Origin of the sequence: Roseateles sp., assembly GCF_039929605.1 — a bacterium.
In the GTDB taxonomy this organism is placed as follows: domain Bacteria; phylum Pseudomonadota; class Gammaproteobacteria; order Burkholderiales; family Burkholderiaceae_C; genus Pelomonas.
The window spans coordinates 1-21,738 of sequence record NZ_JBDSQX010000179.1 but is presented as its reverse complement, the minus strand read 5'-3'; the positions used below and the strand labels follow the sequence as shown (position 1 = coordinate 21,738).

General features: G+C 68.7%; 17 protein-coding genes. 13 read left to right on the top strand and 4 right to left on the bottom strand.

Annotation, left to right across the window (positions count from 1 at the left end; translation table 11 throughout):
• Positions 1-25: 25 nt before the first annotated feature.
• Positions 26-409, bottom strand: a complete 384-nt coding sequence (locus ABIS05_RS24135; RefSeq protein WP_348014061.1) for a VanZ family protein — start codon at positions 407-409, stop codon at positions 26-28.
• Between the two features lie 42 nt (positions 410-451).
• Positions 452-2,776, bottom strand: coding sequence for a hypothetical protein (locus tag ABIS05_RS24130; RefSeq protein WP_348014060.1), 2,325 nt, complete (start codon positions 2,774-2,776; stop codon positions 452-454).
• 150 nt (positions 2,777-2,926) lie between these two features.
• Between ABIS05_RS24130 and ABIS05_RS24125 the strand changes: the two genes are divergently transcribed.
• From ABIS05_RS24125 to ABIS05_RS24080, 10 genes are all read left to right on the top strand, one after another.
• Entirely contained in the window at positions 2,927-3,304 is a 378-nt protein-coding gene (locus tag ABIS05_RS24125) for a hypothetical protein (RefSeq protein ID WP_348014059.1), read from the top strand.
• 126 nt (positions 3,305-3,430) lie between these two features.
• On the top strand, positions 3,431-5,524 hold the full coding sequence (locus ABIS05_RS24120) for a 3-hydroxyacyl-CoA dehydrogenase NAD-binding domain-containing protein (RefSeq protein WP_348014058.1): 2,094 nt from the start codon (positions 3,431-3,433) through the stop codon (positions 5,522-5,524).
• Between the two features lie 84 nt (positions 5,525-5,608).
• Positions 5,609-6,784 carry an acetyl-CoA C-acyltransferase gene (locus ABIS05_RS24115; protein WP_348014057.1) on the top strand — a complete coding sequence of 392 codons (1,176 nt, stop codon included), beginning with the start codon at positions 5,609-5,611 and terminating at the stop codon, positions 6,782-6,784.
• Between the two features lie 26 nt (positions 6,785-6,810).
• Positions 6,811-7,206 (top strand): PaaI family thioesterase, encoded by a 396-nt coding sequence (locus ABIS05_RS24110; RefSeq protein WP_348014069.1) that lies wholly within the window; start codon positions 6,811-6,813, stop codon positions 7,204-7,206.
• A 4-nt stretch (positions 7,207-7,210) separates the two neighbouring features.
• Complete coding sequence (locus ABIS05_RS24105; RefSeq protein ID WP_348014056.1) at positions 7,211-9,067, top strand: acyl-CoA dehydrogenase; 1,857 nt, start codon at positions 7,211-7,213, stop codon at positions 9,065-9,067.
• 64 nt (positions 9,068-9,131) lie between these two features.
• Positions 9,132-9,923 (top strand): SDR family oxidoreductase, encoded by a 792-nt coding sequence (locus tag ABIS05_RS24100; RefSeq protein ID WP_348014055.1) that lies wholly within the window; start codon positions 9,132-9,134, stop codon positions 9,921-9,923.
• Between the two features lie 7 nt (positions 9,924-9,930).
• Entirely contained in the window at positions 9,931-10,368 is a 438-nt protein-coding gene (locus ABIS05_RS24095; protein ID WP_348014054.1) for a PaaI family thioesterase, read from the top strand.
• A gap of 283 nt (positions 10,369-10,651) precedes the next feature.
• The gene (locus ABIS05_RS24090) at positions 10,652-11,287 is read left to right on the top strand and encodes an RpiB/LacA/LacB family sugar-phosphate isomerase (RefSeq protein WP_348014053.1); all 636 of its coding nucleotides are present in this window, start codon (positions 10,652-10,654) and stop codon (positions 11,285-11,287) included.
• 190 nt (positions 11,288-11,477) lie between these two features.
• On the top strand, positions 11,478-13,751 hold the full coding sequence (locus tag ABIS05_RS24085; RefSeq protein ID WP_348014052.1) for a DEAD/DEAH box helicase: 2,274 nt from the start codon (positions 11,478-11,480) through the stop codon (positions 13,749-13,751).
• A 56-nt stretch (positions 13,752-13,807) separates the two neighbouring features.
• Positions 13,808-15,328 carry a protein adenylyltransferase SelO gene (locus tag ABIS05_RS24080; RefSeq protein ID WP_348014051.1) on the top strand — a complete coding sequence of 507 codons (1,521 nt, stop codon included), beginning with the start codon at positions 13,808-13,810 and terminating at the stop codon, positions 15,326-15,328.
• 81 nt (positions 15,329-15,409) lie between these two features.
• On the opposite strand, the gene ABIS05_RS24075 is transcribed toward ABIS05_RS24080, so the two are convergent.
• Positions 15,410-17,365 carry a sialate O-acetylesterase gene (locus ABIS05_RS24075; RefSeq protein ID WP_348014050.1) on the bottom strand — a complete coding sequence of 652 codons (1,956 nt, stop codon included), beginning with the start codon at positions 17,363-17,365 and terminating at the stop codon, positions 15,410-15,412.
• Positions 17,366-17,860: 495 nt separating this feature from the next.
• On the opposite strand from ABIS05_RS24075, the gene ABIS05_RS24070 reads away from it, so the two are divergent.
• Entirely contained in the window at positions 17,861-18,460 is a 600-nt protein-coding gene (locus ABIS05_RS24070; protein WP_348014049.1) for a hypothetical protein, read from the top strand.
• 9 nt (positions 18,461-18,469) lie between these two features.
• Here the strand turns inward: ABIS05_RS24070 and ABIS05_RS24065 are convergent, their stop codons facing one another.
• A complete protein-coding gene (locus tag ABIS05_RS24065; protein ID WP_348014048.1) occupies positions 18,470-18,967 on the bottom strand; it encodes an ornithine carbamoyltransferase in 498 nt (165 codons plus the stop codon).
• 221 nt (positions 18,968-19,188) lie between these two features.
• Here ABIS05_RS24065 and ABIS05_RS24060 point away from each other — a divergent pair, with 221 nt between their 5' ends.
• Positions 19,189-19,977, top strand: coding sequence for a Crp/Fnr family transcriptional regulator (locus ABIS05_RS24060; protein WP_348014047.1), 789 nt, complete (start codon positions 19,189-19,191; stop codon positions 19,975-19,977).
• Between the two features lie 52 nt (positions 19,978-20,029).
• A partial coding sequence (locus ABIS05_RS24055) for an EAL domain-containing protein (protein WP_348014046.1) occupies positions 20,030-21,738 on the top strand: 1,709 nt, incomplete at its 3' end.

Sequence of the window (21,738 nt, the reverse complement as noted above, 5' to 3'; positions counted from 1 at the left end):
GTGGCACTGACTGTAGGACGAGCCCCTAGTCTGTGCGGCCCAGCCAGGCGATGGGCCAGGCTGCTAGCAGCCCCACCGCGATGCCGAAACCGTCGGCCACCACGTCATGCCAGTCGGCCTCGCGCGGGGGCAGGAAGCTCTGTGCGATTTCGATGCCCACGCCGTAGGCCAGCAGCGCGATGACGAGCCATGGCCATTGGCGAGGCCGCTGCCACAGCGCCCAGACGGCGCTGAAGGCCAGGGAGGCAAAGGCCAAGGTGTGGTTGGCTTTGTCCCAGCCGAGATCAACGGTCTTGGGCGGGGCCGGTGACAGTGCCAGCCAGGTGATGGCGACGAGCAGCAGCGCGAGCAGCGCCCGCCACAGGACGCGGTGCTGGGGCGAGGTGAAAGGGGACAGCAGTGTTCTCATGCGGGCGGGATTGTGGCCCGCCTGCCGCTCACCTTGCGGCGTTCACTTCATCTGCAGCAGCCAGCCCTTGGCCTGGCGCAGATGGGCGTTGAGCTGGGCCTGGGCCGGGCCGACGTTGGCCTCGGCCACGGGCGGTTTTTCCAGCAAGGCCGCATCGATGAAATCGCGCGAGGCCGAGTTCAGCATCCAGTTCATCGACGGCGGGCGCTGGCCCTTCACCGCAGGCAGGCGCAGCTCGGCCACCTGGCCGCAGCCGCCGATGCGCTTGATGAGCTCCACCGTCGAGTCCCGGCCGCGGGCGCCGTTGCTGTGCAGGATGCCGCGCGGCGGCGCACCCACTTCGTCGAGGCTGACATCGCGGGCCTGGTAGCGGCGGCCATCCACGGGTTGCGCGTCGGCGGCCTGGGGGGCGTCGCGGCACAGCCAGTCGTCCACCTCGGAGGGGCCGTTGAAGAGCAGCAGCAGCCGCAGCCGCGAGCGGTCCAGGATGCCCTGGCCTGCGCAGTCATCCTCGGGCTTGCAGTTGCGCAGCCGGCCGCTGGCCTCCAGGTCGCGCAGCAGGTCGGACAGCAGCAGCGTCGCGCTGCTCTCCACGTAGCCGCCGTCGCCCAGGCGGTCCCAGGTGCGGCCGACGTCACCGGTCTCGTCGTCCTTGTGCGCGTTCTTCAAGACGACCGCCGCGGCCGGGCTGATGTAGGGGAAGCGGGCGCTGTTGTGTACGGCCTGCGCCAGTGTGAGGCGGTCGACGTCCAGCCCGAGCGAAGGGTCGAGCAGGTCGATCCCGTCGCCGCTGGGCAGCAGGAAGTCGCTTTGGTAGACACGTTGGCCGCGCGCCAGGGCGGCGGTGTTGAGCGCCAGCAGCGGCAACCATTCGGCCGCAGTCGCTCGGCCGTGCAGGGCCGTCATGGCCTCGCCCCAGGGGTTGGGATTGGCAGCAGCGCGTGGCGCACATTGGCGGGCCAGGCTCCTGGGCCAGTCGCGCGTCCAGACGCCTTCGAGCGCGAGCGAACGGTCCGCGCCGGCGAATGGGACGGGCAGGAAGCGCTGGGCCAGGTCGGCGTAGAGCAGGGCGCCGACGGGAGCGGCGAGATGGTCCTGGCCGGTGAAGTCGCGCACCAGCTTCCACGGCGTGCAGGCGGGGCCGTCGACGGCCTGGCGGCGGGCATCGAGGGCGGCGACGAAACTGGCGGCGCCCAAGGCGCCCCCCGAGGTGCCGCTGACGGCGAAGACAGAGTCGGCGAAGTTGACGCCTTCCACCTCGCCCAATTCCTGCAGGCGCGCGAGCGACGCGCTGCTCCAGTAGGCCGCGCGGGAGGCGCCGCCCGCCGAGGCCACCAGCACGAGCGGTCGCTTGCCGTCGGCGCCCACGGTGCGCAGCCAGACCTGCACCCACGCATCGGCCGCTTGGCGGCTGGCCACGGGGCGCGGCGCGCTGCGGTCAGGGTTGGCCACGCGGTGGTTGTCGTTCAGCGGCGCGAAGGCCACGAAGAGCAGCAGAGGCAAGGGCGTCAACGGGATGCGGATGAGCGCCTTGGGCACGTAGGTGAGCAGGATGCCGCCGAAGACGATCCAACTGCCCAGCGCCAACAGCATCAGGGCTGGTGAGCCCAGGGCCCGCGCGGTGCCTTCAGGCCACTTCAGCAGCGCGGCGAACAGGGCCCATTGCAGCAGCAGCACGAGCACGACGAGCACGCGCGACGGCGTGGTCATGCGGTCCTCCCGCGCCATCGCGGCGATGGCATCGCGCCGCCAGTCCAGCGCCAGCCAGCGCGCGAGGAAAGAGCCCGTGCCGAGCTTGAGCAGCCAAGCGCGCCGCTTGCAGACGAAGAGGCAGAGCGCCGCCGTCACCGCCAGCAGCGCCACGCCGATGAAGCGCTCGCGCTGCTGCATCAGGAAGAAGGCGCTGATCGGCACACCGCCGCCCAGGATCAGCGCGCGCGGCAGCCAGCGCCGCAGGCCCTCGGCAAACCCCGGGCGCGTGCATTCGCCGAGCGAGTCGGGCTTGAAGCGCCGGTCCAGCAGCAGCCGACTGGTGTACCAACTGAGGAGCAGCCAAAGCCAGAAGGCGAAGATGAGCACGCCGGTCTGCGCGCTGCCCACTTCCAGCGACAGCAGCGTCTCGCGCGCCTGCTCCAGCCCCAGCAGCATGGCGACGCCGACGATGAGGACGCCGACCGGGAAGGCGCACAGCCACAGCACACGCAGCAGATAGAGCACGCGGGGCACGTCGCCGTCGGCGGCGGGCGGCGGCGGCACTTCCGGCTTGGGCGGATCGGCAGGCGTCGGCGGCCCCGGCGGCTGTCCCAGGGGCGAGAACCTGGGCGGCGGCGCGTTGTCGGGGGGTGGGTAGACGACCGGGATCAGCATGGGCGCACTCTAGTGCGGGCTGCAGGAGCGTGGCGTCCGGCGAGCGGGCCTGATGCCTTGTGGGAAACCCTGTCAGGGCGTGCCGAAGGCAGATGGTGGCGATGGCGCCTTTACAGTCGCTTCGAGAACGAAGTCAGGGAGAGAAGACTCATGGACAACGGCCAACTATTGCCCCTGCTGGGCGGCTTCTTGGCAGGCGGCTTGCTCGCAGCGGGTGGGGTGAACGCCTGGCTGTCCGGCCGCGCGAAGCGCGTGGCGCAGCGACACCTGCAGGCCGAACAGGCCTTGCAGCTGGCGGGGCAGCAGCTCACCCAGGCGCGCAAGCAGATCGAGCAGCTGCAGCGCGAGAACCACGAGCTGCGCCTGGCCGTGCGCCCGGCGCCGCGCATGCCGGTGCCCGCTCCCGAGGCGCCGCAGGACCCCGCCGAAGCTGCGCGGCTGTATGCCGAGTCCAAGCTGCAACCGCAGCCGGCCAAGGAGCAGCCCCAGGCCTTCAAGGACACCGTGGTACTGCGCCGTTCGGAGTAGGCCCAGCCACGCCTTGTCACTGCCGGGACAAGACCGCGCGGCGGGCGCTGCCTAGAATCGAACGATCGTTCTATTTCTGGGTCGGCTGCAGGATGTGCGGCCAGCCCGCCAACCGAGGTCGTGCCCATGACAGCCCATTACGAAGTTCGCGGCAGCGTTGCCGTGATCACGCTCGACAACCCGCCGGTCAACGGCCTGGGGTTTGCCACCCGCGCCGCCGTTGCCGCCGGCGTCGAACGCGCCGAGGCCGATCCGGCCATCACGGCCCTCGTCATCACCGGCGCCGGCAAGGCCTTCTCCGGCGGTGCCGACATCAAGGAGTTCGGCTCGCCCAAAGCCTTGGCTGAACCGAATCTGCTGAGCCTGATCTCGGTTGTCGAGAGCTGCAGCAAGCCGGTCGTCGCGGCCATCCACAGCGTCTGCATGGGCGGTGGGCTGGAGCTGGCGCTGGGCTGCCATTACCGCGTTGCGCAGAGCGGCACCAAGGTCGCGTTGCCGGAAGTGAAGCTGGGCCTGCTGCCCGGTGCCGGCGGCACGCAGCGGCTGCCACGCGCTCTGGGTGTTGAACCCGCGCTGAACATGATCGTCAGCGGCGAGCCGGTGGAAGCGCAGATGCTGGGCATGGTTCCCGGCCAGAAGTTGTTCGACAAGATCGTCGACGCCGACGTGTTGGAGGCGGCCGTCAAGTTCGCCGAAGAAGTCTCCGAGAAGCGGCCGCTGCCCAAGGTGCGTGAGCTCAAGGCCCGTCATTCCAACGCCGAGGCTTACTTCCAGTTCGCACGGAACATGGTCGGCGGCATGTCGAAGAACTTCCCGGCGCCGCTGCGCTGCCTGGAAGCCGTGGCCGCCAGCTTGACGATGAAGTTCGGCGACGGCATGCGCGCCGAGCGCGACAGCTTCATGGCGCTGATGCAGACGCCCGAGTCCAAGGCGCTGCGCCACCTGTTCTTTGCCGAGCGCGTGGCCAGCAAGATCAGCGATGTGCCCGAAGGCACGCCGCTGCGCGACATCAGGAAGGTCGGCGTCATCGGCGCCGGCACGATGGGCGGCGGCATCTCGATGAACTTCCTGAACGCGGGCATCCCGGTCACCATGCTGGAGACCAAGCAGGAAGCGCTGGACCGTGGCGTGGCCACGATCAAGAAGAACTACGAGTCGCAGGTCAAGAAGGGCAAGCTCAAGGAAGACAAGTACGCGCAACGCATGGCGCTGCTGAGCACGACGCTGAACTACGCCGACCTGGGCGATGCCGACCTCATCATCGAGGCGGTGTTCGAGGAGATCGGCGTCAAGGAGGCCGTGTTCAAGCAATTGGATGAAGTCGCCAAGCCCGGCGCCATCCTGGCCTCCAACACCTCGACGCTGGACGTCGACAAGATCGCGTCCTTCACCAAGCGCCCGCAGGACGTGGTGGGCATGCACTTCTTCAGCCCGGCCAACGTGATGAAGCTGCTGGAAGTGGTGCGCGGCAAGGAAACCGCGAAGGACGTGCTGGCCACGGTCATGGCCATTGGCAAGAAGATCAAGAAGACGGCGGTTGTGTCCGGCGTCTGCGACGGCTTCATCGGCAACCGCATGATCGAGCAGTACAGCCGCCAGGCCGGCTTCCTGCTCGATGAAGGTTGCTCGCCGCAGCAGGTCGACAAGGCGGTCGAGAAGTTCGGCTTCGCGATGGGCCCGTTCCGCATGGGCGACCTGGCGGGCAACGACATCGGCTGGGCGATCCGCAAGCGTCGCGCCGTCGAACGCGCCAACATGAAGTACTCGGCCAGCTCCGACCGCCTGTGCGAGCTGGGCCGCTTCGGCCAGAAGACCGGTGCCGGCTGGTACGACTACCTGCCCGGCAAGCGCGACGCTATTCCCTCGCCGGTCGTGACCGAGCTGCTCACCAAGCACCGCGAAGCCATTGGCGCGAAGACGCGCGACATCAGCGACGAGGAGATCGTGCACCGCCTGGTATTCGCGTTAGTGAACGAGGCTTCCCACTTGCTGGAAGAAGGCATCGCCCAGCGCGCATCGGACGTGGACATGGTCTATCTGACCGGCTACGGCTTCCCCATCTTCCGTGGTGGCCCGATGTGCTACGCCGACACGCTCGGCCTCTTCAACGTGGTGCAAGCGATGAACCGCTTTGCCAAGAACCCGATGGACGACGGCGCCTTCTGGACGCCGGCGCCCTTGTTGGCCCGCCTGGTGGCGGAAGGCAAGAGCTTCACCTGATCGCACGGCCAATCTGAATGCATTGCGTGCCAGACCGATCGAGCGAAGCGAGTAGCTCTGGCACCGACTGATTAAGGACAAGACATGAGCAACGCACTGATCGTTTCCACCGCCCGCACGCCGCTCGCCAAGAGCTGGAAGGGCGCGTTCAACATGACCCACGGCGCCACGCTGGGCGGCCATGCCGTCAAGGCGGCCGTCGAGCGCGCCGGCATCGAGGGCGGCGCCATCGAAGACGTGCTGATGGGCTGCGCCACGCCCGAAGGCGCCACCGGCTCCAACATCGCCCGCCAGATCGCCCTGCGCGCCGGCCTGCCCGTGACCGTGAGCGGCGTCACCATCAACCGCTTCTGCTCCAGCGGCCTGCAGACCATCGCCATGGCCGCGCAGCGCATCATTGCCGGCGAGGGCGACGTCTACATCGCGGGCGGCGTCGAGAGCATCTCCTGCGTGCAGCAGGAAGCCAACAAGCACATGCTGGTCGACCCGGCGCTGATGAAGCTGAAGCCGGAGATCTACTGGAACATGCTGCAGACCGCCGAGAACGTGGCCAAGCGCTACAACATCTCGCGTGAGCGCATGGACCACTACGGCGCCGGCAGCCAGCAGAAGGCCTGCGCCGCCCAGGCTGCGGGCAAGTTTGCCGACGAGCTGATCTCGGTCACGACGACCATGGGCGTGGCCGACAAGGTGATGGGCCTGATGAGCAAGGAAGTGACCATCAGCGCGGACGAAGGCCTGCGCGAAGGCACGACCTACGACGCCATCAAGGACCTGCGCTCCGCCATGCCCGGCGGCCTGATCTCGGCCGGCAACGCCAGCCAGTTCAGCGACGGCGCCGGCGCCTGCGCCCTAGTCAGCGAGCAGTACGCCTCCACGCACAACCTCAAGCCCATCGGCCGCTTCCTCGGCTTTGCGGTGGCCGGCTGCGAGCCCGATGAGATGGGCATCGGCCCGGTGTTCGCGGTGCCGAAGGTGCTGAAGAAGCTGGGCCTGACGGTCGCCGACATCGACCTGTGGGAGCTGAACGAAGCCTTCGCTGTGCAGGTGCTGTACTGCGCCGACACGCTGGGCATTCCGATGGACCGCCTCAACGTGAATGGCGGCGCGATTGCCGTCGGCCATCCGTACGGTGTGTCGGGCCAGCGCCTGACGGGCCATGCCCTCATCGAAGGCAAGCGCCGTGGCGCGAAGCGCGTCTGCGTGACGATGTGCATCGGCGGCGGCATGGGCGCTGCCGGCGTCTTCGAGGTGCTGTGAGCGTCTCGCCGGAAGTGTTCCTGGCGATGGGTCGCGAGATCCTAGCCAAGCAGCCGTTCAGCGTGCTGCTCGGCGCGGAGCTGGCGGCGCTGTCGCCCGGCAAGGTCGACCTGCAACTGGCGCTCAAACCCGAGCATCTGCAGCAGAACGGTTTTGCACACGGCGGCGTCGTCAGTTACCTGGCCGACAACGCGCTGACCTTTGCCGGCGGCACCGCGATGCAGGTGCCCGTCGTGACGTCGGAGTTCAAGATCAACTACGTGCGCCCGGCGGTTGGCGAACGACTGATCGCCCGCGCCAGCGCCGATGCCGTCAGCAAGGCGCAGGCGGTCTGCCGCTGCGAGGTGTTCGCGGTGAAGGACGGTGCCGAGAAGCTGTGCGCGCTGGCGCAGGGCACCGTCGCTTGTCTGGCCCAGGATTGAATCCATGCGCGAGACGCTCGATTTCCTGCTCTTCAACTGGCTGAAGGCCGGCGACCTCACGACGCGCGAGCGCTTTGCCGAGCACTCGGCCGAGACCTTCACCGCCGTACTCGACACCTGCGAGCGCATCGCACGCGACAAATTCGCGCCGTTCAACCGCCTGGCCGACACGCAGGAGCCGCATTTCGATGGCGAGCGCGTGCACCTGCCGCAGGCCACGCACGACGCGACGTCGGCGTACGCCGAATCCGGCATGCTGGCCGCCGCGCAGGACTACGAGTTCGGCGGCATGCAGCTGCCTTGCGTCATCGAGATGGCGGGCAACGCCTTCTTCAGCAAGGCCAGCGTGGCGTTGGGCGGGTACGCAATGCTGACCTCGGGCAACGCCGGGCTGCTGATGGCCCACGGTACGCCGCTGCAGCGCGAGGTGTTCGCCAAGAACGAGTTCTCCGGCCGCTGGTTCGGCACGATGTGCCTTTCAGAGCCGCAGGCCGGGTCGTCGCTGTCCGATGTGGTGACCCGCGCCGAACTGGACGACGAGACTGACGCTTTAGGCCCGCGCTACCGGCTGACGGGCAACAAGATGTGGATCTCGGGCGGCGAGCACGAGATCACCGAGAACATCATCCATCTGGTGCTCGCCAAGGTGCCCGGGCCGGACGGCAAGCTAATTCCCGGCACACGAGGCATCTCGCTGTTCATCGTGCCCAAGTGGCTGGTCAACGAGAAGGCCGAGCTGACCGGCATGCGCAACGACGTGGTGTTGGCCGGTCTCAACCACAAGCTCGGCTACCGAGGCACGACCAACTGCCTGCTGAACTTCGGCGAAGGAAAGTTCAGCCCCTCGGCTGCGGGTACGCCGCCGATCCCCCATGGGGATGTGGGGCGCCTTGGGAGCGGCCCGGCGGCGCCCCGTGGCGCCGTCGGCTACCTCGTCGGCAAGGTCGGCGACGGCCTGCGCTGCATGTTCCACATGATGAACGAGGCCCGTATTGGCGTCGGGCTTGGCGCCGTGATGCTCGGCTATGCAGGCTACGAAGCCAGCCTGGAATATGCCAAGCAGCGCCCGCAAGGCCGGCTGATGACGGCCGCCGGCAAGGACTCGGCCAGCCCGCAGCGGCCGATCATCGAACACGCCGATGTGCGCCGCATGCTGCTCGCACAGAAGAGTTATGTCGAAGGCGGCCTGGCGCTGGAGCTGTACTGCGCCCGCCTTGTCGACGAGCTGGCAACCGGTGACGACAAGGCCGGCGCCCAGGCCCTGCTGGACGTGCTCATCCCCATCGCCAAGAGCTGGCCCAGCGAGTGGTGCCTGGAGGCCAACTCGCTGGCCATCCAGGTGTTGGGTGGCTATGGCTACACGCGCGACTTTCCCGTCGAGCAGCTGTGGCGCGACCAGCGCCTGAACATGATCCACGAGGGCACGCACGGCATCCAGGCGCTGGACCTGCTGGGCCGCAAGGTCGTGCAGCAGGGTGGGGCCTCGCTGGCCGCGCTGGCGGCACGCGTGCAGCAGACGATCGAGCGCGCCATGCAGACCGATTGGGCGCCGCAGGCCAACCAGCTCGCTGCCGCGCTCGCCCAAGTCGGTGGCGCCACCAAGAAGGCCTGGAGCACCGGCTTGCCGGAAGACGCACTGCCCAACGCCGTGCCCTACATGCAGGCCTTTGGCCACACCGTGCTGGCCTGGCTGTGGCTGGACGTGTCGCTCAGCCTTGAAGGCGACAGCGACTTCGCCCACGGCAAGCGCGCTGCGGCCCGCTTCTTCTTTGCCTACGAGCTGCCCAAGATCGGCGCCTCGCTGGACGTTGTCGCGCGGCGAGAGCCGCTGTGCCGCGACATGAAAACCGAATACTTTTGATGACCTTGTGGGTCAGGCCGCTCGCGCAGCGAGTACTCGGGCCCCAACCGTACAGGAGAAGACCATGAGCACCAAAGTCCAAGACCTCTTCGACCTCAGCGGCCAGGTGGCCCTCGTCACTGGCGGCTCGCGCGGCCTGGGCCTGCAGATCGCCGAGGCGCTGGGTGAAGCCGGCGCCAAGATCATGCTGACCTCGCGCAAGGCGGCCGACCTGGAGGAAGCTGCGGCCCACTTGCAGGCGCGCGGCATCGACACGCGCTGGGTCGCGGCCGACGCGGCCAAGGCCGAGGACGCGCAGCGCGTCGTCAGCGAGACGATGGAGCGCCTGGGCCAGATCGACATCCTCGTCAACAACGCCGGCGCGAGCTGGGGCGCCGCTGCCGAGGAGCATCCGCTGGAGGCCTGGGACAAGGTCATGGACCTGAACATCCGCAGCCTCTTCGTCTTTGCGCAGGCGGTGGCCAAGGCCAGCATGATCCCGCGCAAGTCAGGCCGCATCATCAACGTCGCGTCCATCGCCGGCCTGGGCGGCAACTCCGCCGTTATGAAGACCATCGCCTACAACACCAGCAAGGGCGCGGCCGTGAACTTCACGCGCGCGCTGGCCGGCGAGTGGGGCCAGTACGGCATCACCGTCAATGCGCTGGCGCCGGGCTTCTTCCCGAGCAAGATGACCAAGGGGCTGCTCGCCACCGTCGGCGAGGAAAAGATGGCCTCCCACGCGCCGCTGAACCGCATCGGTGACGACGACGACCTGAAGGGCGCGGCGCTGCTGTTCGCCTCGCGCGCCGGCAAGCACATCACCGGCCAGATCCTGGCGGTCGACGGCGGCGTTTCAGCCATCCACGGCGGTTGATCCCACGATGGAGTTCCCGGTCCACATTCCCTTCGTGCAGCAACTGGGCTTCACGCTGCACTCGGTCGGCGACGGCGAGGCCGAGTTGCGGCTGACCATCAGCGAGCAGCACCTGAACTCCTGGCGCGTGGCCCACGGCGGCGTCGTGATGACGTTGCTGGACGTGGCGATGGCCCACGCGGCGCGCAGCGTGAATCGGCACCTGCCCGACCTCGGGCCGGGCGTCGTCACCGTGGAAATGAAGACCAGCTTTATGCGCCCCGGCGAAGGCGAGCTGCGCGCGGTGGGAAAGCTGCTGCATCGCTCGACGACGATGGCTTTCTGCGAGGGTTCGGTCTTTGCCGTAGACGGCAAGCTATGCGCTCATGCCACCGGCACGTTCAAGTACCTGCGCGCCTTGCCCGCCGGTCGCCAGTTGAAGCCGCTGGGCGGCGAGGGCGACTGACGGGAAAGCCAAACAAGCCACAGAGGCACAGAGGCACAGAGAAGGCGGGATGAAGGTCCCTCTGTGTCTGCAGTGCCTCTGTGGCTGTGTTCTTTTGCCGCACGCCCTCTTGCTTCAAGGGCGGCCGGTGCTGCGAACGCGACTGACATGCCGTGAAGCCCCGCATCGCTCGCGGGCTTGATTGGTATTTTCGAAACGGCGTTCCATAAACGGGCAAAATGGCATCGCCCAGCGGCCTGTGCCGCCTTCGCCCCCATTCAAGCCCGACCAGAAAGCCACCGCCATGAAGATCGCCCTCATCATCGAGAACAGCCAAGCCGCCAAGTCCGAGATCGTGCACAGCGCCCTCAAGACCGTTGTCGAGCCCCTGGGCCACGCCGTGCACCACTACGGCATGTACGCCCCCGAAGACAAGGCCTCGCTGACCTACGTGATGAACGGCCTGCTGGCCGGCATCCTGCTGAACTCCAAGGCCGCCGACTTCGTCGTCACCGGCTGCGGCACCGGCATGGGCTCCATGCTGGCCTGCAACGCCATGCCTGGCGTGTTCTGCGGCCTGGTCATCGACCCGACCGACGCCTTCCTGTTCGGCCAGATCAACGACGGCAACTGCCTGTCCATGCCCTACGCCAAGGGCTTCGGCTGGGCGGCCGAGCTGAACCTGCAGGACTGCTACCGCAAGCTGTTCGAGAACGAGCGCGGCGTGGGCTACCCCAAGGAGCGCGCCGCCATCATGGCCAAGAATCGCGGCATCCTGAAGGACCTGAAGGCTGCGTCGTGCAAGGACATGCTGACCACGCTGAAGGCCATTGACCAGGACCTGCTCAAGGCCACCGTGTCGGGCGAGAAGTTCCAGGAGCTGTTCTTCACGAACTGCCAGGACGACGCCATCGCCAAGCACATCAAGTCCGTGCTCTGAGCCCCTCGCCCAGCCTCGCCGCGCTGAACGCGGGCGAGTCTGGTCGGTCCCCCAGGGGGATGGCGATGCTTGCGGCATTGAGCCGCCAGCACATCGCCATAGCGGGCCGGCTTGGGAGCGGCCCGGCGCTCGGCCCGAAGAAGGAAGGCCGCTGTATCTGAACCGTCTCGCGGGCTGCGAGACTGTCGCGATGTCCACGGCACCACCCCATCTCACGCTGCGCACGCTGACACGCGGCGACGGCCTGCTGGGCCTGCGCCCGCGCGGCGCGCTGGGCCCGCGCGGCGAGCAGGTGACGGTGGCGATGCTGGCGCGGCGGGATGCCGACGCCGAGCATGCCCTGTTGAAGCTGGGCCTCATTGCACTGGACCCCGCGCTGCTGCAATGGCGCGGTGCACCGCTGCCGCTGGGCGCATCTGTCTGGACGCTGGTCCAGGAAGAGTTCTTCGGCGATTTCCACGTCGACAAGGTGCCCGAACTGCTGGCCCAGGGCTGGCAGGTCACGGCCGAGCCAGGTTTTGCCCATCACAGCCGCGCCGTCAGCGGCTGGCAGCTCGGTCTCACCGAAGACGCTGAGGCGCCCCCGCCCAGCCGCCGCGTGCAGGGCCTGGGGCTGGAGAGGCGCACGGGCGCGTGGCTGGTGAGCCTCGGCATGGAGGTCGACGGCGAGCGCATCGACCTGGCGCCGCTGATGGCCAACCTGCTGCGCAAGGACAAGCGCTGGCTGGACGCGGTGGCCATCGCCGCCATCGAGGACGACGCCGTCATCTCGTTGCGCGCACCCGGAGGCAAGCGCTATCACGCCCCTGCCGCGCCGCTCAAGGCCATCATGCTGGCGCTGCTGGACCTGCTGAAGCCGGCCCAGTTGGAGAAGGGCGAGCCGCTGCGCCTCAACGCCTGGGATGCCGACCGCATCCGCTGCATCGAGGAAGAGTCATGCGGTCGTTGGCAGATCCACGGCGATGCCGGCCTGAGGCTGCTCGGCCGGCGCCTGCTGGCGGCGGGCGCTCCGTCGGCGATGGCGCAGCCGCCCGGCCTGGGCCTCGCGCTGCGGCCCTACCAGCTGCACGGTCTCGCCTGGCTGCAATACCTGCGCGAGCAGAACCTTGCCGGCATCCTGGCCGACGACATGGGCCTGGGCAAGACGGCCCAGGCGCTGGCCCACATCTGGGCCGAAAAGCTGGCCGGCCGGCTCGATCGCCCGGCGCTGGTCATCGTGCCGACGTCGCTGCTCTTCAACTGGCAGCAGGAGGCCGCCCGCATCGCTCCCGGGCTCGTCGTCAAGACCTGGCACGGCGCCGACCGCGCCGCCGCTGACCTGGCCGGAGCCGGCCTCGTGCTGAGCACCTACAACCTCGTCTGGCGCGACCTGCGCGCGCTGTCGGCGCAGCCTTGGCACTTGCTGATCCTGGACGAAGCCCAGTCTGTCAAGAACGCCCAGGCCCGCGCCGCGCGCGCCCTGCGGCGGCTCGATGCCCGCCACCATCTGGCGCTCACAGGCACGCCGCTGGAGAACCACCTCGGCGAGCTGTGGTCGCTGTTCGACCTGCTGATGCCCGGCTTCCTCGGCGACTCGCGCACCTTCGCCAAGCATTGGCGCAAGCCCATCGAGGTCAACCGCGACGGTCCCCGTGCACGCCTGCTCGCGGCCCGCGTGCGGCCCTTCATCCTGCGCCGCATGAAGACGGAGGTGGCGACCGAGTTGCCGGCGCTGACCGAGCTGGTCAAGCGCGTGCCGCTGCTCGGCCAGCAAAAGCAGCTCTACGAAAGCGTGCGCGTGGCGGCCGACCACATGGTGCGCCGCATCCTGATGCGCGACGGCTTCAGCCCGACCAGCCTCATCAGCGTGCTGGACGCGATGCTCAAGCTGCGCCAGGTCTGCTGTGACCCGCTGCTCGTCAAGAGCATGCAGGTGCCGCCCGGCGTCGAGCGCGCCAAGCTGGAATGGTTGCGCGAAAACCTACCCGACTTCGTCGCCCAAGGCCGGCGGCTGCTGGTGTTCTCGCAGTTCACCGAGATGCTCGACCTGATCTCCGTTGAGTTGGACCGTTTGGGCCTGCCTCATCTGCGCCTGACGGGCCAGACGGCGGCGTCAGCACGAGGCGATGTCGTGCGGCGCTTCCAGGCGCGCGAGGTGCCCATCCTGCTGGCCAGCCTGAAGGCCGGCGGCGTCGGCCTGAACCTGACCGCCGCCGACACCGTCATCCACATCGACCCCTGGTGGAACCCGGCCGTGCAAAGCCAGGCCAGCGCCCGCGCCCACCGCATCGGCCAGGACCAGCCTGTGTTCGTCTACCAGCTCGTGGCCCAGGGCAGCATTGAGGAGCGCATGCTAGAGCTGCAGGATCGCAAGCGCGCGTTGGCCGACGGCTTGCTGGGCAGCGACGACGGTGGCGCGCTGAGCAAGTTCAGCGCGGCGGAGTTGGGCCTGCTGCTGGCGCCGCTCGAAGCGGGCGAGCCCTGAGCCCTGCCCGCTGTCCTTTGCCGGCACACTGGCGCACCGGTTTCCCAGAGGCACTCATGCACCGCTTCGGCTTTGACAACACCTACGCCCGCGAGCTGCCAGGCGCCTACGTGGCCGCCAAGCCCGCCGCAGCGCCCGAGCCCCGCCTGCTGTTCGCCAACCCCGCGCTGGCCGATGAACTTGGCCTGCCGCCCGAGGTGCTGCAAGGCCCCGACGCGGCCGCGCTTTTCGCCGGCAACCTGCTGCCCGAGGACGCTGAGCCCATCGCCCAGGCCTATGCCGGCCACCAGTTCGGCGGCTTCTCGCCCCAGCTGGGCGACGGCCGCGCGCTGCTGCTCGGCGAGCTGATCGACCGCGCCGGCCAGCGCCGCGACATCGCCTTCAAGGGCTCGGGGCGAACGCCGTTTTCACGCGGCGGTGACGGCAAGGCCGCCGTCGGCCCGATGCTGCGCGAGGTGTTGATCGGCGAGGCCATGCACGCGCTGGGCATCCCGACCACGAGGGCGCTGGCGGTGGCCGCCACCGGCGAACCAGTGCGCCGCGAGACCGTGCTGCCGGGCGCGGTGCTGACCCGCGTGGCCGCCAGCCACCTGCGGGTCGGCAGCTTCCAGTTCTTCGCCGCACGTGGCGACCTGGACACGCTGCGCCGCCTTGCTAACTACACCATCGCCCGCCACGACCCCGGCCTGATTGATTCACCCGACTGCTACCTCGGCCTGCTGCGCGCGGTGGCCGGGCGCCAGGCCCATCTCATCGCCCAGTGGCTGAACGTGGGCTTCATCCACGGCGTGATGAACACCGACAACATGGCGCTCTCCGGCGAGACCATCGACTACGGCCCCTGTGCCTTCATGGAGGCCTACGACCCGGCCACCGTCTTCAGCAGCATCGACCACGCCGGCCGCTACGCCTACGGCAACCAGCCGGCAATAGCCCGCTGGAACCTGGCGCGCTTTGCCGAGACGCTGCTGCCGCTGATGGCCGACGCCGAAGACGAGCCCGCCATCGACCGCGCCGTGGCGGCGGTGACGGAAGTGATCGATGCCTTCCCGGCCGCGCTAGCCGCCGCGCTGCTGGGCGGCCAGCGCCGCAAGCTGGGCATCCTTGCCGCTACGCCGGCCAACCAAGCGGCCGACGACGCGGCGGACGCGGCACTCGCCGACGACTGGCTCACGCTGCTGCACACGCAGGCGGTGGACTTCACGCTGGCCTGGCGCCACCTGGCGTCTGCAGCCGAGGGCCGGCCCGAGCCGCTGCGCGACCTCTTCCCGGATCGCGCGGCGCTGGACGCCTGGCTGGCCCGCCTGCAGCAGCGCTGGGCGCGGGATGGCGGTGACGGCGGGCTCGACGGCAGCGCTCGCGCCGAGGCCATGCGCCGCGCCAGCCCGGCCGTCATTGCGCGGAACCACCTCGTCGAGGAAGCGCTGGCCGCCGCCACCGATGGCGACATGACACCCTTCGACGAGCTGCTGGCCGCGCTGCGCTCACCCTGGCAGGAAGCGGCGCTGCAGACCCGCTATGCCGCGCCGGCCGCCACCGAGGTGACGGCGCGCTACCGCACCTTCTGCGGCACCTGACAAGCATCGACAACGAGGGTGGCGAGAAGTACACCGACGCGGCTGGCGGCCCGACCTGCCATGGCTGTCACGTTGCGCAGCTCAGTCCGGGTAGCGCTTGCCCTGCGTGTCAAGCGGCCAGCGGTCACTGCGCAGCGGTGAAGCCGGCAAGCCATCGGCGCCGACGAGGTTGGACTCGCTCGGGTTGTCCACCCAGCCGTAGCGGGCGGCGACAGGTGCCGCCACGTCGGGGCTGCTGAGGATCACCACATCGCCGTCGATGCGGGCCGTGGCCGGCACGAAGCGTTGGTCGGCGCCGGCCAGCACGAAGCCGCGCAGCGCTTCTCCGGCCAGGGCCGTGCGCAGGCCGCCTGCGGTGGCCGTGAAGCGCAGGCGCAGCTCGTTGCCGCGCACCTCGGAGGCCACCAGCCTCGGGCCACTGGCGGGCGCCTGGCGCAGGCCCATGTCAGACAGCGCGAGAGCCGCCAAGCGCTCGCCCACGGTGCGCTTGTTGCGGGGGTGGATGTCGTTGGCATCCCCCACGTCGATGGCCACGGCCATGCCGGTGTGCGGCAGCGCCAGCGCCTGGGCTTGCGCGTCGCGCAGCTCGGCCCAGCCGCCGTGGCCCGGGCGGTTGTTCTGCAGCGGCAGGTAGGACGCCAACTGCACGAAGAAGAACGGCAGATCGCCTTGGCCGAACTGCGCGCGCCAATCCTGGATCAAGCGTTTGAAGCCGCCCGCATAGGCCGCCGCCCGGCCGGTGTTGCTCTCGCCCTGATACCAGAGCACGCCACGGATGGGCAGGCCCTGCAGCGGCGCGATGAGGCCGTTGTAAGCCAGCGTGGGCGCATCGTTGGCTGTGGGTGAGCTGGGCACGCGAGCCTCGGCCACGCGGGCGCTCCAGGAGCCGGCCAGCGCAACCGTGCCCGCCGCCGTGTCCAGCCGCATCGTCGCGGCGTCGCCGTGGAAGCCGCCGCCACCGCCGTTGTCGGTCACCTTGACGGCGATCCAGTTGGCGCCCGCCCGCAGCACGCCGGCGGGCAGCTCGTAGCGCCGTTGCTGGTCATAGCCGCATTGGCCGCCGACGCGCTGGCCGTTGACCCAGACCTCGTCGCAGTCGTCCACCTTGGCCAGATGCAGGGTGGCCGCGCCGCCAGCCTGCGCGGCGCCGAGCTCGATGCGCTTGCGCATCCACACGACGCCGTCCAGCCCCGGCAAGCCCTGACCCTCCCAGACGCCCGGCGCTTGCAGCTTGGGCCAGCCCGCCTCGATGTCGCCCGCTTCCGCCCAGCGGCTCGAATCGACACCTTGCCAAGGCATGCCAGGCTGCCAGCGTGTGAGCAAGCCTTCGATCTCCTGCCGGCGAGCCCGTGTGAAGGCGACCTGGTCAGACGGCAGGGCGCGCACGGCGCCGGCCAGGTCGGGATCTGCCAGCGCGGTTTCGCGACGCGCCCAGGTTTCCAGATGCGAGCCGCCCCAGGCCGTGTTGACGAGGCCGATGGGCACGCCCTGCACCTGCTGCATCTGGCGCGCGAAGTGATAGCCGATGGCGCTGAAGTCGCCCACCTTGCCGGCCTCTGCCACCACCCAAGGGGCCGGTGCGATGTCGGCCTCGGGCTGCAGGCTCGCCCGCAGCGGCACGCGCAGCTGGCGCAGTTGGGCGTTCTGCGGGCTGACCACTTCCTGAGCGCCTGTGTCGCTGGCAGACAGCGGAAATTCCATGTTGGACTGCCCGCCCAGCAGCCAGACGTCGCCGATCAGCACGTCCTTCAACTCCACGCGCTGGTCGCCCGCCACCGTCAACCGGTGCGGGCCGCCGGCTTTCATGGCCGGCAGCCCGGCCTCCCAGCGGCCGCTGGCGGGCACCTTCACGTTGGCCTGCGTGCCGGCCAGGGTGATGGCCAGCGTCTGGCCCGGCGTGGCCCAGCCCCAGAGGTGGATGGGCCGCTCGCGCTGCAGCACCATGTGCTCGCCGAACACGGCGGCCAGACGAACCTCGGCGTGGGCGGCTGCGGCCAGCAGGGACAGGGCGAGCAGTGGCAGGGTCTTCTTGATCATCGGTGGTGGGCGACAGGTCTGTGCGTAGAGGGTGGGAGGGGAGGGGGCTCGCCCCGGCTGGTGCGCAGGAAAAGGTCCGTGCATTCTGGCCGCCAACAAATGCCTTGTTCTGCCGATCCGATTCTGCTTCGCGCATCGGCCACCTCAATTGACGTGAATCGCCTTCGGCTGCGTGCTCCGATATCCAGCTTGATATCGCAGCGGCCCGAAAGTGATTGGCGCGTGATCCCGGTCGCTGCATAGCATCGGGTCGGATTCGCCATCAGCCTCCGAGATCAACAGCTGCGACATGGACTCACTTAGCGCTCCAACGATGACTGCCCAAGCCGCCGGCCCGGACTACGCCGACAGCCTGGTCAGGTACACCAAGCAGGAACTCCTGATGAGAAGCCGTCGCCGGATGGTCATCGCGCGGCACATCTGCGCCCACCCTGGCGTGTCACGCACGGGCTTGGTCAAGGCGCTGGACATGCTCAATCGACGGCCTTTGGGCTGGTGCGCGAGCTCGTCGGCGAAGGTTGGCTGGAAGAGCGCACGACTTTCGGGGCGCGTGAGCGAGGCCGTTCTTCGGGCGCCCTGTATATCCAGCCGGATCGCTTCACGGCGCTCGGAATTCAGTTCGGAGCCAGCGGCGTCCATCTCGTTGCCACCTCGCTCGGCGGCAAGATACTGGCCCAGCACAGCGGCACCTGCGTCGAGGATTTCGCGCCTCGGAAATGCATCGACCTCGCCACGTATCTGATGGTCGACGTCCACGCCAGGCTGCAAACCACTCGCTGTCTTCCCATCGGTATCGGCGTTGCCGTGGCCGGCGTCGTCGACGAGGAACGCGGGCACCTGAACACTGCTTCTCGACCCGGGTGGAGCGACATTCCGGTCGCCCAGCTTTTCACCGATCGACTGCGGGGAACCGCGCTTCACCGCGTGCCGCTGCATTTGCTCGGCGAGGACCGTCTCGCCGCCATTGAGCAACTTGAGGTGGAGTCGCCGCCCCCAACCGGTGTCGGCCCGTTCGGCACCGCGCTGGCAGTTGCAGCAGTCGCGCGGGGGCGGTTCCTTCTTGAGGATGCCGAGACGAGTTATCTGGACGCCTGATCGCCAGCGTCAGGTGATGCTGATGAGCAGGGCCGCCTGCAGGATGCAGCGGCGCTTGAGTGCCGCCGAGGCATCGCCGTCCAGTTGCGCTACCAGCGCACTCGTGGGGTGGCCGGGTGTGGCCAGGCCCGCAAAGACCGGGATGCCAGCGCCCAGCGCCAGGCGCCGCACCAGCGTTGCCGGCAGTTGCTGGCATTCCACCGCGTCATAGAGCCGGCCCAGCATGCTCGCTGTGGCATCGACCTGACGTGCGCTGCTGCGCTCGTCGAGCCCTGGCCGCAGAAACGAGACATGCGCGCCCAGTGCCGTGGCCGCCTGCGCGAACTCCAGCGCGGTCTCGTCGGGCTCCGAGGCCGACACCAGCGCCAGCCGCTTGCCTTTCATCAGCGACTGCCCGGCTTGTGCCTTGGCGACCACCAACGCCCGCGCCTGCGCCAGCAGGGCAGCGGCATCCCTGGGGTCGGAAAAGTCGGGGCATTGGCCACCGTGACGGGTTCTTGCGGACATTGGCCGTCAGCGTACCGATGCGTTCTGCCGGCCAATTGACGGAGATCAATCCGGCCGGATCTTGTTCGGTGTTGGTGTTCAGACACCGTCCATTCACACAGCCTCACCCTGCGTTACCGAGCAATACGCAGCGCTACGCAGCGAGGTTGCTCGTTGGCACGGTGTTGTCGGGCGCTGCCTAGCATCGACCGCATCGATTCACCGCCCCCTTGGAGAACTTCATGCACACCGCCATCCCGCACGCCGCACCCCTTCGCACGGCCGACGGTGGCGTTGCCCCCGGTCAGCAGGACAGGGCCGCGCACGAGGCGCAGGCCAACCAGCGCTTCAGCCAACGCATCGCCGACACCCTGAAGCTGCTGGGCGCGGTGCTCAGCCCGCAGCGCCGCATCGTCCACGCCGGCGACGTGATCTACCAGGCGGGCGAGGCGTTCTCCCACCTGCACATCCTGAACTCGGGCTTCGTCAAGCTGCTGAGCCAGACGGCCGATGGCCGCGAGCAGGTCGTCGGCCTGAAGTTCCGCGGCGACTGGCTCGGTTTTGGCGGCATCGCCCGTGGCCACCAGGCCTGTGACGCCGTGGCGATGGACACGGCGGAGGTCTGGACGGTGCGCTACGACGCGCTGCTGCGGGCCTGTGCCGAGCATCCGGCGCTGATGGCCCTCGTGCATGAGGCGATGAGCGGCGAGATCATGCGCGACCGCGACTCCCTGATGTCGGTCTGCACACTGCCCGCCGATGCGCGCGTGGCGGAGTTCCTGTGCTACTGGGCCGAGTCCCTGGCGAACCGGGGCCTGCGGACCGACCTGATCAGCATGCGCCTGACGCGCGCCGAGATCGGCAACTACCTGGGCATGACGCTGGAGACCGTCAGCCGCGTGCTCTCCAAGCTGGCTCGCGAACGGCTGATCTCCTTCAGCGAGAAGAACCGCCGCGACATCTGCATCCCGGATGTCCACGCGCTCGACGCCTTCGTCCAGGGCCGCATCGCACCGGCCGAGTTGCACTGAGTGCACTGGAGGCGCTAGCAAAAGGAACGAACGCAAGCCTGGGGAGGCTCGAATGAACACAACGCAAGAAGCGCCGCACGGCGCAGGCGCCTTGCAGAGCGGCGCGCTGTTCTGGGCGAGCGCCTTCGAGAACATGCGCGACGGCATCATCGTCACCGACGCGCAGGGCCACATCCAGGCCGTCAACCGCGCGTTCTCCACCATCACGGGCTTCTCGGCAGGCGACGCCACCGGCGCGAGCCTGAAGTTGTTGAAATCGGGCCGGCATGGCCCAGAGTTCTATCAAGCCATGTGGGCTTCGATCGCTGAGCGCGGCTACTGGGAGGGCGAGATCTGGAATCGCCGCAAGAACGGCGAGATCTACCCTGAATGGCTGACCATCAGCGCCGTGCGCGACGGCGACGCCCCCGTGACCCACTATGTCGGCGTGTTCAGCGACCTCAGCCGTATCAAGCGCAGCGAGGCCCAGGCTGCCTGGTTGGTTCACCATGACCCACTGACGCAGTTGCCCAATCGGGTACTGCTGCGGCAGCGGCTCGAAGAGGCGCTGCCGCGTGCGTGGCGCCATGGCGCGCGCACGGCCTTGCTGTTCATCGACCTCGACGGCTTCAAGACCGTCAACGACGGCCTTGGCCACCCGGCTGGCGATGAGCTGCTGGTGTGCGTCGCGTCGCGGCTGCAGAAGCGGCTGCGCCAGGAGGACTTCCTCGGTCGCCTGGGCGGTGACGAGTTCCTGGTCATCCTTGAAACCAGCCCGTGCAGCACGGGCCTCGCCGTGCTGGCGCGCGACCTGCTCGCGACGGTCTCGGCACCTGTCCGGCTCTCCTGCGGGCAGGACGCCTACGTGACGGCCAGCATCGGCATCAGCGTCTGCCCGGATGACGGCAACTCGACGGCCGTTGAGTTGCTGCGTGACGCGGACGCGGCCATGTACCGCGCCAAGGATCTCGGCCGCAATCGCTTCTGCTTCTACACCTGCGACCTGAACGCCGAGGCCATGGCCAAGCTGGACATGGAGGCTGCACTGAGCCGCGCCATCGAACGCGACGAGCTGCAACTGCATTACCAACCCAAGGTGGACGCGCTCAGCGGCGAGTTCGTCGGCGCCGAGGCGCTGCTGCGCTGGAACCGCGGCGGCGTCGGCCTTGTGTCCGCAGGGCAATTCATTCCCGTGGCAGAGCGCAGCAGCCTGATCCTCGACATCGGCGCCTGGGTCATCGACAGCGCGTGCCGGCAGATACGGGCCTGGATGGATGCCGGCCAGCCGGTGGTGCGCATTGCCGTGAACGTGGCGGCGCGGCAGTTCGCCGCAGGCGACCTGGACGTCGTGGTGGCGCAGGCGCTGCAGCGCCACGGTGTGCCGGCGCTTTGCCTGGAGGTCGAGTTGACCGAAGGCATGCTGATGAGCAATCCGCAGGCAGGCACAGCCATGCTGCAGCGCCTGCGGGACCTGGGCGTCAAGCTGTCGCTGGACGACTTCGGCACGGGCTACTCCAGCCTGGCCTATCTGCACCAGTTCCCGATCGACGCGCTGAAGATCGACCAGTCCTTCGTGTGCCGCATCGGCGATGAGCCCGATGGCGCCGCGCTTGTCGATGCCGTCATCGCGCTGGCCCACCGCCTGCGCCTGCGCGTGGTCGCCGAAGGTGTCGAGACGGTGGCGCAGCGTGACTACCTGCGGCAGCAAGGCTGCGACGAGATGCAGGGCTACCACTTCGCCCGCCCTGCGCCGGCCGCAGCGCTGCAGGTGTTGCTGGCCGC

Coding starts and splice junctions, on each gene's coding strand:
- ABIS05_RS24095 (WP_348014054.1), top strand. CDS start 9,931: ATGGAGTTCCCGGTCCACATTCCCTTCGTGCAGCAACTGGGCTTCACG.
- ABIS05_RS24080 (WP_348014051.1), top strand. CDS start 13,808: ATGCACCGCTTCGGCTTTGACAACACCTACGCCCGCGAGCTGCCAGGC.
- ABIS05_RS24115 (WP_348014057.1), top strand. CDS start 5,609: ATGAGCAACGCACTGATCGTTTCCACCGCCCGCACGCCGCTCGCCAAG.
- ABIS05_RS24065 (WP_348014048.1), bottom strand. CDS start 18,967: ATGTCCGCAAGAACCCGTCACGGTGGCCAATGCCCCGACTTTTCCGAC.
- ABIS05_RS24125 (WP_348014059.1), top strand. CDS start 2,927: ATGGACAACGGCCAACTATTGCCCCTGCTGGGCGGCTTCTTGGCAGGC.
- ABIS05_RS24090 (WP_348014053.1), top strand. CDS start 10,652: ATGAAGATCGCCCTCATCATCGAGAACAGCCAAGCCGCCAAGTCCGAG.
- ABIS05_RS24085 (WP_348014052.1), top strand. CDS start 11,478: ATGTCCACGGCACCACCCCATCTCACGCTGCGCACGCTGACACGCGGC.
- ABIS05_RS24060 (WP_348014047.1), top strand. CDS start 19,189: ATGCACACCGCCATCCCGCACGCCGCACCCCTTCGCACGGCCGACGGT.
- ABIS05_RS24110 (WP_348014069.1), top strand. CDS start 6,811: ATGGGTCGCGAGATCCTAGCCAAGCAGCCGTTCAGCGTGCTGCTCGGC.
- ABIS05_RS24105 (WP_348014056.1), top strand. CDS start 7,211: ATGCGCGAGACGCTCGATTTCCTGCTCTTCAACTGGCTGAAGGCCGGC.
- ABIS05_RS24135 (WP_348014061.1), bottom strand. CDS start 409: ATGAGAACACTGCTGTCCCCTTTCACCTCGCCCCAGCACCGCGTCCTG.
- ABIS05_RS24130 (WP_348014060.1), bottom strand. CDS start 2,776: ATGCTGATCCCGGTCGTCTACCCACCCCCCGACAACGCGCCGCCGCCC.
- ABIS05_RS24100 (WP_348014055.1), top strand. CDS start 9,132: ATGAGCACCAAAGTCCAAGACCTCTTCGACCTCAGCGGCCAGGTGGCC.
- ABIS05_RS24075 (WP_348014050.1), bottom strand. CDS start 17,365: ATGATCAAGAAGACCCTGCCACTGCTCGCCCTGTCCCTGCTGGCCGCA.
- ABIS05_RS24120 (WP_348014058.1), top strand. CDS start 3,431: ATGACAGCCCATTACGAAGTTCGCGGCAGCGTTGCCGTGATCACGCTC.